The sequence below is a fragment of the Roseobacter litoralis Och 149 genome (assembly GCF_000154785.2).
GTDB lineage: Bacteria > Pseudomonadota > Alphaproteobacteria > Rhodobacterales > Rhodobacteraceae > Roseobacter > Roseobacter litoralis.
The window spans coordinates 57,258-69,362 of sequence record NC_015741.1 but is presented as its reverse complement, the minus strand read 5'-3'; the positions used below and the strand labels follow the sequence as shown (position 1 = coordinate 69,362).

Here is a 12,105-nt window from a genome sequence, read left to right as displayed (position 1 = left end):
TAATCTGGTATTGCTGCGGATATCGGTCGCGAAAGTGCGCTTGGTCATTTTCTCGGCTTTGGCCGGCGCGTTTTTGGGCATTAGCAGCTATACCGAGGCGTTTTCTGTTCCACGATATGATGATCGCGGCCAGCAGGTTTAACCTGACCATTTGACAGTTCTGGCCTGCGGTGATGCGTTCTCGGACGTCACCCCGACGTCTAATCCGCAGCGCGTTTTCTCAGACCGATTTGGGCACGGCGCTGTAAGTCAACGGCGTGCAGCCATTCGATGATGAACAAGGTTCGCTTCATGCGTCGGATGTCCGGTAAGGCTACGGCCAGTTCGTGCTGGCGTGGGTATGAAGCGAACTTTCGTATAAGTTGGTTCGGCGGCATGACACCCGCCGCCATGGTGGCAACGGCGCTCAGAAAGCCGCAGATACCATCAAGGATAATCTGGACACCGTAGACCGTGCGCAGGTGTTTATCGTTCATTAGCCGAACCGTGAAATTTCTCCTCGACCTTGATTGCCGCATATCCGCGCGAAATCTGTCCCGTGCTCTCGAGCCTGGCGAGCACCTTTGCGGCCGCGCCCCGGGACAAACCGCAAATCTCGGCGAATTTTCCCTGGGTGACGGGCAAATCGCATGGAAGGGATTGACGACCGACCAACCGGTCCAAGGTCGCCACACATCTTTCAGTCGGAGACCGCAAGAGGTTATCCCGCGCGATGCGGGTCGCCAGCATCGCATTTTGCGCCGCCAGAACCGCAACGCTCCGCCAAAGGATCGGCTGCTCCTGCGCAATGCGTTCGATTGACCGTCTGTTGATCAGCACGACACGGGCGTCAACGAGTGCTGAACTGCCAAGAAAACGCGGTGTGTCGATCAGGACTGACGCAACGCCGAACCAATCACCCGGCCAGAACACATGGCCGATGACGTCATGTCGTTCTTGGTCGTCAGTATGCAGCGCGAGAACGCCCCGGTTAACACCGATGAGGCAATGCGCCGTATCACCAATTTCACTGAACCGCTGTCCGGCCTTCAACTCAAGGGTTTGGGCTGAGCTTTCCAAGGTCTTCACCACAGTCGCGGGAAGGGTGCGCAGCCATAGACCGCCGCCAAACGCGCCAGCCTGAATATCTTGTTGTAATGCCATGGTTTGTACATACGATGACAATGACGTGAGCGAAAGAGACTATCATGTCAGTACCGTGATCCAGTAGGCTGCGCCGGTTGAAGTTGCCGCACCAGAAGTTTGTCGCCTCGCACCATCCGGATCACCAACAATGGCGGTTGCGTGATGAAGGCCTGTATGCGTTTGAATTTGATCTTTGCAACGGTGGCAGCGGCACCTGCCTTTGCACAGTCGGGCGGACAGGATCTGGCATCGGCGGCCAACGATCCGACGGCGTCGCTGATGTCTTTCCAACTGCAGGACTTTTACGTTTCCGACTTTCACAACCAGAGCAACGCCACGCAGAACACTCTCCAGTTTCGGGCGGCGATCCCGTTCATCCTCGGGTCGACGAACAACATCGCGCGGCTCACGCTGCCCTATATGACAGATACGCCAACAGGCCAAAGCGGTCTATCTGATGCGACATTGTTCAATCTGACCGTCTTCGACCAACCATGGGGGCGGTGGGGCGTCGGTGCGGTCGCACTGCTGCCGACTGGCAAAGAGGGGCTGAGCGCCGAGAAATGGGGGCTTGGTCCCGCAGTCGGTTTCACGGCGAGTCCAGCCTGGGGGCTTTGGGGGATCTTCAACCAGAACCTCTTGACGGTCGCCGGCGATGACGACCGCCCGGACGTGAACCTGTCAACCATCCAACCGATTATGAACGTACCGATGGGTCAGGGGTGGTCCGCCGGGTTCTCGGATATGACCTTCGTCTACGACTGGGATGCAAATAAATTCACGTCCCTTCCCTTGGGGGTAAAGCTGTCAAAGCTCACCCACCCCGGTGCGGGTCGCGTGCCGGTACAGTATCAGTTCAGCTATGAACGCAACTTCTATGACGATGGGGTAGCGCCGCGCGACACCGTCGGCGTCACCGTAAAATTCCTTTTTCCAACAGGAGGCTGACTTGCGCCTATTCCTCATTTCCATCGTTGCAGCGGGCCTCGCCTGCTCTCAGGCCCTCGCTCAGGGCATTCCCGGTCCCGCTTCGGCTTTGAGCCGCGCCGAGGCGCGTGCCGCCAACCGCCAACCCGCGATCCCGCGCGCCGGGCAAGAGCAGGCGGCGGTCGAAAAACTCGCGGCTTTTGAGGCGCGGGTCGGCCAGAAACCCAATATCCTGATCTTCATCGTCGATGACATGGGCTACGGCGATCCGGGCGCGTTCGGCGGCGGCGAGATGATCGGCGCAGCAACGCCAGAGATGGATGCGCTTGCCGCTGAGGGGCTTAAGCTGACGTCTACCTACGCACAATACACCTGCACGCCGACGCGTGCGTCTGTCTATACCGGTCGCCTGCCTGCCCGCACCGGTTTGATCCGACCGATCCTTGCCGGTGACCAGATCAGCGTGAACCCGTGGGAGGGTGAGTTAACGGTCGCGGGGCTCCTCTCGGATGCGGGCTATCACACGATGCTTGTGGGCAAATGGCATATCGGTGAAACCGAGGGCATGCGTCCGCATGATGTCGGCTTTGACGAGTTCTATGGCTTCTACAAGGCGCAGAAAGAATATACGCAAGCCTATGACGAACGGCGCTTCCCGGACCTTGTGCTCGATCAGGACAAGTTTGACCGATACCAGTCCATAGGATCGAACAACGATCTGATCTACGGGCTGGCGGACGGCACGACCGAAACCATCGAAACCATTACCTCGCCCGCGCAGATGGCCGAGGGTGACACGCGGCTGAAAGACTACACCGTTCAGCGCATTCGCGCGTTGGCCGAGGGTGGCCAGCCCTTCTACATCAGCCATTCCTTCATGAAGGTACATGCTGATAACTTTCCGTCCGAGGCGTTCAAAGGCGCCAGCGCCTCGAAATTTCCCTATCGTGACAATATGGTCGAGGTAGACAGCCACATCGGCGAAATCGTGGACGCCCTTGAAGAGGTCGGCGCGCTCGACAATACGTTCATCTTTGTCACCTCCGACAACGGACCCCAAATGGATAGCTGGCCGGACAGTGGCTATACGCCGTTCCGGGGTGCCAAGGGTACGACCTGGGAAGGCGGGGTGCGCGTTCCGGGCATCGCCTATTGGCGCGGTATGATCGCGCCGGGCCGGGTGTCGGACGGGCTTTTCGATCTGATGGACCTTTTCGACACGTCGCTGGCGCTGGCGGGTGTCGATGCGAACGGGCTGCCGACAGACCGCTACTGGGACGGGGTCGATCAAAGCTCCTTTCTTCTGGTTGATGATGGCGAAAGCAGGCGCGAACATGTTTACAATTGGCTTGGCGCGACCCTCGCTGCGATGCGGATGCGTGAATACAAGGCCCATTTGCATGTGGCACTGGCGCAAGAGAAATTTCTCTGGATCGACATGGCAACGGTCGTGCCCACTGGCCTCGCGCCCTGGCTCTTTAACCTCTACGTGGACCCGAAAGAGGAATACCCCGTCGGCCACCGCATGAATGCATGGACTGCCTCGCTCGGCGCCGAAATGAAGGCCCATGCCGCTACCTTCCGCCTGTTCCCGCCCAAAGATCTCGGGCTTTGAAGTTCGACGAGACAAGGACGCTGCCGTGACACGAACAAGATTTGTAATCGCCGCTGTTATGCTTGCTCTTCTCGGTCTGCCGCCCATCGTGAGCGCCGATGATCGCACATTGCCGCTGCCGGATTTGTCAGGCTTGCAGGGGGAAGAAGCCCAAGCCTTCTACCTTGCGCTTGATGCCGTCATCTGGGGCTACCCGGTGGTCTTTTTCGAAGATCTTATGCGGGGGCGCGCGGCCCCGGATGCTGAGGAGAAAACCGGCAACCCGGGATCACAGGTGAATGAACTGGCCCGCGTGCGGCAGTTGCGCGGCCCCGAATATACGCAGATTGCCACCCCCAATAACGACACGCTTTACATCCAATCCTTCATGGACCTCAGCAATGAACCCATGGTGCTGAGCGTGCCGGACGTTGAAGATGATCGCTATTATGCAATCCAGCTTTGGGATCCAAACGGCGATACCTTTGACTATGTGGGCACACTGACGACGGGGACCGACGCGGGGGCTTATGCGCTTGTGGGTCCGAACTGGACGGGCACGCTGCCTGACGGTCTGCCACGGATCGACAGCCCCTATGACAATGCGGTGTATTGGGGGCGCATTGGTGTGAAAGGTCCGGGCGATGTGGCCCGCGCCAATGAGATACAGGACGGGATGTGGATCACCCCATTGAGCGCCTATCCCTCTGATACCGAGGTGCCCGTTAACACGGCGTTTTCGCAGTCGCGTGTCGCCTATGCCCCGCCCACGGATTTGCCGGATCGTCTGCTCTTTTACGACAAGTTGGCCCATGCACTGCAATTCACGCCGCCCAAGCCGCAGCAAGATGCCGTCTTCGCTGACAGTCTGGCACAGATAGGTTTCACCGATGGCAACACCCGCTTTGACCCGACGATGTTGTTGGACGCGGAACGGTCGGGCCTTGCAAAAGCCTATCTCTTTGCCAATCATCTGATGGATGTGAACGCAGCCACAACGGGCGAAGAGATCAATGGCTGGCGTTGGAGCCGGACGTCGGGGATCATGGGCACCGATTACCTGTTCCGGGCGACCTGGGCCAAATGGTTCACCGGCGGCAATCGGCCCGACGAAGCGATTTACATGGACGGTCGCACAGACACGGACGGGGCCGCGTTTGACGGGGCGAACAGCTACACCCTCCGGTTTGAAGGAGACGCCTTGCCCGGGGTGTCCGCCTTCTGGTCTTTGTCCATGTACGACGCGGGCAATGGCGCGTTTGTGGCCAACCCCACCAACCGCTATTCCATCGGCACCTACACACCGGGGTTGGTTTACGGCGATGACGGCTCCCTTACCATCACCATTCAAAACACCGCGCCGGAAGGGGATAGCGCCACATCCAACTGGTTGCCGGCGCCGGAGGGCGGATTTTACATGAACCTGCGTCTCTATGGCCCGGATGACGGTCTGGCAACTGGAACATGGGCGCCGCCCGCCGTGGAGAGGTCCAACCCGTGACGTATGATAATCCTACACAATGCCGCCACAGCCTGACAGGCAGGATGCCCAGCGTCATGCGTAAACCTGCCATCGCTGCGATCATGGCGGCGGGCGTCGTGGGCGGTGGATCGCCCGCTTTCGCTGGCGAGGGCGGCGGCAGCCACTACGTTCCCGGCACACAAGGCGAGTTCCTGCTTGGCGTCTTCGGACCGGCGGGCGTCTACCTGCGCAACGACACATGGTTCTACGACTACGATGTCGGGGCCCATGTGCGAAACGGTCTCGCGGTAGGATCTGCCAATCAGCAGGCATGGCTCAACACGACCCGGCTGTCATGGCTGACCGATACCGAAGTTTTCGGCGCGCGTTATGGGGGGTCTGTTGTTCTGACCTATGTGCTCGACGCGGATATTTCCGGGCAGGTCGTGACGGACCCCGGCGGCTTTACCCGCGGCAGGTCCATCTCCGGCTTTGCCGATCTCTACGTCGCGCCGGTCCTTTTGAACTGGTCGCAGGACAAGCATCATTTCACGTTCAAGCTTGGTGCCTACGCGCCGACTGGCAGCTTTGACCCGGACAAGGCGCTGAACACCAGTCGCAACTACTGGACGGCCGAAATCGGCGGCGCTTATAGCTGGTTCAATCCTCAATCCGGGTTCGAAGTCTCCGCGAATTTCGGGTATCTTCATAACTGGGAAAACCCGGATACAGATTATAGAACAGGTGAAGAAGTTCACCTCGACTGGACCGTCGCACAACATGTCTCCAAGAGCTTCACCGCTGGCATCAGTGGATACTTCTACGCCCAAGTCGAAGCCGACGAGGGCAACGTGGTCGGCCCCTTGGACGCCTCAGACATCAAAGCCTGGAGCTACGGCCTCGGTCCGGTAGCGCAATGGAATGTGCCCGTCGGAGGCACTTCTATCGGAGTCACCGCCAAGGCGCTCTTTGATATCGACGCCAAGGACCGGCTGTCCGGCAATCTCTACATGTTGTCCCTTTCCTATGCTTTCTGATCAAAGGACCACCCGATGTCTCATCTAACCTCGGTTCCCACGCTTTTCTCGGCCATCGCCGCAACGGTCCTTGCCGTCTCCGTCCAAGCGCAGGAGGCAGGCACCCAGAACGACGGCTCGGTCTTGCCGTTCCCGGAACAACCCATGGCAGGCACAACCGCCCGACGTCTTCAGGACAGCACGATGCAATGGCCCGACCCTGTAGAGCGTCTGCCAGAGAACGCACCGAACATCCTGATCGTCATGCTGGACGACGTGGGCTTTGGCATCCCTTCGACCTTCGGGGGAGCGGTGAGCACGCCGACGCTTGACGCGCTTGCCGCTGAAGGCATCTCGTTCACCAAGTTTCACACGTCCTCAATCTGTTCGCCCACCCGTGCCGCTCTGCTCACGGGGCGCAACCACACGCGTGTCGGCTCCGGTACCATCGCAGAGCGTGCGGTGGCCTTTGACGGCTATACCGGCGTCATCCCCAAGGAGGCGGCGACCATCGCCGAGGTTTTGAAGGAATACGGCTACCACACCTCCGCCTTCGGTAAGTGGCACAACACGCCCGCGATCGAGACGACGGCGATCGGGCCAAAGGACCGCTGGCCGACCGGATATGGGTTCGAATATTTCTATGGGTTTCTTGGTGGCGAAACCTCGCAATGGGAGCCAAGGCTGACGCGAAACCTCGATGCGGTCGAACCGCCCGTGGGCGACCCCGACTATCACCTGACCGAGGACCTCGTGGACGACGCGCTGCGCTGGCTAGACGATTACCGCGCCTTCGATCCGGATAAGCCTTTCTTCATGTACTGGGCACCGGGCGGCGTGCATGGCCCGCACCACATCTTCCCCGAATGGGCTGACAAATATGACGGCCAGTTTGACGACGGCTGGGACGCCTACCGCGAAACCACGTTCCAGCGGCAACTGGAGATGGGTGTGATCCCCGAGGGCACGCAACTGACCCCGCGCGACAAGACGCTGGAAGGCTGGAACGATATCCCTGCGGATCAACACGACTTCCAGACGCGGTTGATGGAGATCTTCGCCGGTTTCGTTGAGCATACTGATACGCAGGCCGGTCGGCTGATCGACGGGTTGGATGGCCGGGGCCTGCGCGACAATACCCTGATCTTCTACATTTTCGGTGACAACGGATCCTCCGCCGAAGGTCAGCGCGGCTCGATCAGTGAACTTCTGGCGCAGAACAACGTTCCCAACACGATCGAACAGCAACTAGAGGCGCTCGATCAGATCGGCGGGATCGAGGAGCTGGGCGGCCCGCGCACCGACAACATGTACCATGCGGGCTGGGCCTGGGCGGGGAGCACGCCGTTCAAGGGCACCAAGTTGATGGGCGCCTATTTTGGCGGCACACGCAATCCGATGGTCGTCAACTGGCCGGGCCGGGTCGTTCATGATGGCGAAATGCGCACCCAGTTTCACCATGTCGTCGACATCGCCCCGACGGTCTACGAGTTGCTCGACATCCCGCATCCCGACGTCGTCAATGGCTTCTCCCAGATGCCCATGGACGGCGTCAGCCTCGCGTATACTTTCACGGATGCAAAGGCCGCGCCGCAGAAGTCCGAACAGTTCTTTGACAACAACGGCAGCCGCGGGATTTATCTGGACGGCTGGTTCGCGGGCACCTTCGGGCCTTTCACGCCATGGGACAGCGCAGGTTCGGCTGCCGGGATCGCTGATTGGGATTCCGACAACGACGTTTGGGAACTTTACAACCTGACGGAGGATTTCAGTCAGGCCAATGATCTGGCGGCGGATATGCCGGACAAGCTGGCCGAGCTGCAAGCCCGGTTTCTGGAGGTGGCGGAGGACAACAAGGACTTTCCCATCGGGGCGGGCAACTGGCTGCGCATCCATCCCGAGGATCGGATCACCTCGGCCTATGACAGCTGGACCTTCGGACCCGAGACCAAGCGGATGCCCGAGTTCGCAGCACCGGGCATCGGTCGTCAGTCGACCCGCGTGATCATCGATGCCGAGTTCGGCGAGGCCGCGAACGGCGTGCTCTACGCAGTCGGCGGCGCTGGCGGCGGCCTGTCCGTCTATGTCGAGGATGGTGTGCTGACTTATGAGTACAACATGCTCATCATCGAAAACACGCAGGTAAAGACCGATCCGATTCCGGCAGGTCGGCACAAGATCATTATCGACACGACAATCGCGAAACCCGCAGCGGCGGCGGATGTACTCATCAAGATCAATGGCGAAGAGGCGGCCACGGTTCAGGTGCCACGCACCGTGCCGGCAGCCTTCACCGCGACCGAGAGTTTCGATGTCGGTCGCGACCTCGGTTCGCCCGTGTCTTTGAGCTATGAAGAAAGCCGTCCCTTCGCCTTCGATGGCACTATTCACAACGTGCAGATGACACAGGGAGCCGCATTGGACGATTGATGAAAAGTCCGATAATCCAACGTGAATGGAACGATGGAGGTCGAACGCCGGGTCGGCATTGGGATGCGCGCTCGCAAGACTTCTATGTCTATCGCTCTTCTGGTTAGCTGGACGGTCGCCAAGGTCACGTTTGCGACGGAATTGATCCTAATGGAGCGTGGCACTTTTCAGATGGGATCAGACCGGCAGTACCGTGAAGAACTCCCTGTAGCAGAGGTGGCCGTCGACCCTTTCATGATCGGTCGTATCGAAGTCACCAGCCCGGTTCAGAGCTTTCGTTGAAGTAACGGGCTATGTGACCACAGTCGAAAGGGCCTTGCGCGCCGATCCCAACGGATGGTGGCGGTGGTTTATCGGTGCGAATTGGCGCGCGCCGGAGGGTCCGGGAAACTTGACGCCCACATTCCTTCGGCTCCCGTTCGCCTTCAGACGCAACGGTTGCATTAACTGAGTTTCCTGGCCGTTGCGAGCCTTCGAAAGCTACGTTTCGGTCGTCAGGCCCGTCTCCAAAATCCACCTCTTCGATCACCTTTGCGTGGCTATTGGCTTTGTCAGAAATAACCGTCACGGGCTTTTAGTAGCGGACGGCATCACTTGTCTGGCGCATAAAGGCCCTTGCAGCACTTCGGGCTGTCAGCCGGAATCAATCATTTGAGCAAGATGATCGACAGCCCGCCCAAGGTAGCACCATCTGCTGTTTGCTCGGATATATGTTTTTATCCATATGCCACGGAAGATCGCGCGCATGGCGGCATGACTGCGGGTATCTGCAGAACCAGCATACGGCCAGCAGGATCACACCCTTCGGAAAGCAGCGCTGCTTGAACATGTCTCAATGGGACATGACCTAAACCACATGCCGTCGCATACTCAATATAACAGTGCCTCTTCAGTCCTGTTGCCCAAGATCTTCCACCGGTTGCGGACGATGACAACGCCGTCATCCGCGCTTTCCGTCACGCTGTTCACGCCCGCATCCGTGCGTGGTCGGGATCATAGGGTGATGGGGTGATGACCTCGGCTGCGACCAGTTCACCGCAGAGGTCCAGTTGCATGACGCGGCCAATCTCGGCCATGTCCGGCATGACAAAGGCATAGGCCAGATTCAGGCCCACGCGATAGCCCCAATCACCCGAGGTAATGGTGCCGACAACCGTATCGCCCTGCATCAAAGACGCGCCGCCATGGGCTGGTGTCGTCGTGCTGCCGATCTTTAGGGTCACAAGTTTGCGGGTGGGTCCGTGTGCCATGCGCTTTTGCAAAGCCTCCTGACCGATGAACGGGCCCTTTTCTGGTTTCACGAACCTGTCCAGCGCCGTCTCAAACGGATCGAATTCGGTAAGAAGGTCCGCTTTCCAATGCATGAAACCCTTTTCCATCCGCATCGAGTCGACCGCACGTGTGCCAAAGAGCGTGAGGCCATGCGGCTGTCCCGCTGCGCGCAGCGCAAGATAGACGGCGTAGAGCGACGCGTTCGGCACGTGGATTTCATAGGCAAGCTCGCCCGAGAAACTGACGCCCAAAACGGTGACCGGAGAGAACCCGATGAAAGCTTCGCGCACCGACAACCATGGAAAGGCGGCTTTGGACCAATCGCCGCGCGCGCAGGCTGACAGCACGTCACGCGCTTTGGGACCTGCCAGCACAAGGATCGTTTGATCGTTGGTCAGACTGCTGATTTGCACGTCTTCGTCGGCACCCAAATGCGCGGTCAGCCAATCCATGTCGTGATATTCAGATGCCGCCGCCGACCCGTACCAAGTCCGCGCAGGCCCCCGGTCAGAGGCGGGGATATTGGCAACAGTCGCCTCACCCTTGATCTTGCCGTGGTGGTTCAGCAGATAGCCAAGGCCGACCCGGCCATCCTTTTTGGTGACTGCACCGCAAAACATCCGATCCAAAAAGCGGTGTCGGTCCGCACCGGTGATCTCGAAACGGTTAAAACCATTGACCTCACACAGGCCGACATTTTCCTGCACATTGCGGACTTCTTCACCGATGACGTCGAAGGCTTCGTCAAAATTGAAGCTGAGGGTCGGGTGGAAGTCCGGCGACGGCTTGATGTAGTCGACCCGCTCCCAGCCATTCACAACCGTGAACTCTGCTCCTTCCGCCGCCATGATCGGCGTCAGCGGCGTCGTTTTGGCATTGCGACCGGCAGGGCGATGCTCATGCGGGAAGTGAAAGCGGAATTCGTTCTGATAGTCCTCAATGGCCTTCAATGCCGTCAGTTCGACATTGGTATGTCCGGTAAAGCGGCGCGGGTCGATGACCCATGTGTCGTATTGCGCTTCGCCATGCACGATCTGTTGCGCGAGCAGCCAACCATGGCCGCCCCCTTCGCCCACACCCGCGCGCAAGCCGATGATACAGTAGGCATTACGCTTGCCGGGGATTGGACCGACCAACGGCGCGCCGTCGATGGTATAGGTGATCGGGCCGTTCACGACGCGTTTGATGCCAACTTCAGCCAAGGCAGGCATCCGTTCAAACGCACCCTCAAGGACGTCCATCACGCGGTCAAGGTCGTCAGGGCACAGATCATTGGCAAAGCTCGGGCTGATGCCATCCATACCCCATGTTTTACAGTCCTGTTCATAGAAACCTACCAAGAGGCCGTTCTTTTCCTGCCGCGAATAATAGTCAGAGATCGGGCAACGCAGCAGCGGCATGCGGTGGCCGGCCTCTGCGATGGCCGGGATGTCTTCGGTGACGAAATACTGATGTTCCATGGAGGCGACGGGGTGATGCACACCCATCATGCCGCCAACTTCATTCACGCGGTAGCCGCAGGCGTTCACGACGATATCAGCATCAATGCTGCCCTTGTCCGTCTCAACCGTCCACGTGTCATCTTTGTGCTGCGTCAGCGCGGTGACATTCGTATGGCGATAGACTTCTGCACCGGCTTTGCGCGCGTGAAAGGCCAGCGCCTGGCACAGCTGCGCGGGATCAATGTCACCGTCTTCGCCATCCCACAGACCGCCCAACAGGTTGTCCGTTGAAATAAGCGGATGGCGGCGGGCGCATTCCTCAGCATCGATCACTTCAAAGGTCGTGCCCATGCCCTTCGCCATTGAGGCAAAATGACGGTAGGCCTGCATTTGTTCGGGTGTATTGGCCAGCCGGATGCCGCCGTCGCCGTGGTGATAGCCAACGGGATACTCAGGATCGTCGCGCAGTTTCTTATACAACTGGATGGAGTGGGTTTTGAGCCCCACCATCGTCTGGTTCATGCCGAAGTTTGTCACCTGCGCCGCTGAATGCCATGTAGTGCCCGAGGTCAGCTCATCGCGTTCGATCAGAACGACGTCGGACCAGCCCTCTTTGGTCAGATGATACAGTGTTGAGCATCCGGCGATTCCGCCACCGATGACCACAACCTTCGTGCGTGATTTCATGTCTGTCCCCTGAGATTTAATGCGATGGAACAGAGCAATAATTTCCGTCCTGATACAAGATTCGGGCATCTAATCTCATAAAATAGGAAATCAATTTCGATTAATCCGAATTTATGACAGTTCTGTTGCGGCAAACATCGCAACAGGGTG

General features: G+C 58.9%; 8 protein-coding genes and 1 pseudogene. 6 read left to right on the top strand and 3 right to left on the bottom strand.

Annotated features, from left to right (window positions below):
• Positions 1 to 61: 61 nt before the first annotated feature.
• Positions 62 to 440, bottom strand: a pseudogene (locus RLO149_RS24285) (Tn3 family transposase); the annotation flags it as partial.
• Positions 441 to 465: 25 nt separating this feature from the next.
• Positions 466 to 1,143 (bottom strand): Crp/Fnr family transcriptional regulator, encoded by a 678-nt coding sequence (locus tag RLO149_RS21945; RefSeq protein ID WP_013984616.1) that lies wholly within the window; start codon positions 1,141 to 1,143, stop codon positions 466 to 468.
• Between the two features lie 156 nt (positions 1,144 to 1,299).
• Here RLO149_RS21945 and RLO149_RS21940 point away from each other — a divergent pair, with 156 nt between their 5' ends.
• The 6 genes from RLO149_RS21940 (at position 1,300) to RLO149_RS21915 (ending at position 8,836) form a co-directional block, all read left to right on the top strand.
• Complete coding sequence (locus tag RLO149_RS21940; RefSeq protein WP_013984615.1) at positions 1,300 to 2,073, top strand: hypothetical protein; 774 nt, start codon at positions 1,300 to 1,302, stop codon at positions 2,071 to 2,073.
• A 1-nt stretch (position 2,074) separates the two neighbouring features.
• The gene (locus tag RLO149_RS21935; protein ID WP_013984614.1) at positions 2,075 to 3,667 is read left to right on the top strand and encodes an arylsulfatase; all 1,593 of its coding nucleotides are present in this window, start codon (positions 2,075 to 2,077) and stop codon (positions 3,665 to 3,667) included.
• Between the two features lie 25 nt (positions 3,668 to 3,692).
• Positions 3,693 to 5,147 (top strand): DUF1254 domain-containing protein, encoded by a 1,455-nt coding sequence (locus RLO149_RS21930; RefSeq protein ID WP_013984613.1) that lies wholly within the window; start codon positions 3,693 to 3,695, stop codon positions 5,145 to 5,147.
• Positions 5,148 to 5,203: 56 nt separating this feature from the next.
• Positions 5,204 to 6,145: a SphA family protein gene (locus RLO149_RS21925; protein ID WP_013984612.1), complete on the top strand. Its 942-nt coding sequence runs from the start codon at positions 5,204 to 5,206 to the stop codon at positions 6,143 to 6,145.
• A gap of 15 nt (positions 6,146 to 6,160) precedes the next feature.
• Positions 6,161 to 8,554: an arylsulfatase gene (locus RLO149_RS21920; RefSeq protein ID WP_013984611.1), complete on the top strand. Its 2,394-nt coding sequence runs from the start codon at positions 6,161 to 6,163 to the stop codon at positions 8,552 to 8,554.
• Positions 8,555 to 8,638: 84 nt separating this feature from the next.
• A complete protein-coding gene (locus tag RLO149_RS21915) occupies positions 8,639 to 8,836 on the top strand; it encodes an SUMF1/EgtB/PvdO family nonheme iron enzyme (RefSeq protein ID WP_158308179.1) in 198 nt (65 codons plus the stop codon).
• A gap of 683 nt (positions 8,837 to 9,519) precedes the next feature.
• On the opposite strand, the gene RLO149_RS21910 is transcribed toward RLO149_RS21915, so the two are convergent.
• Entirely contained in the window at positions 9,520 to 11,955 is a 2,436-nt protein-coding gene (locus RLO149_RS21910; RefSeq protein WP_013984609.1) for a GcvT family protein, read from the bottom strand.
• Between the last annotated feature and the right edge of the window lie 150 nt (positions 11,956 to 12,105).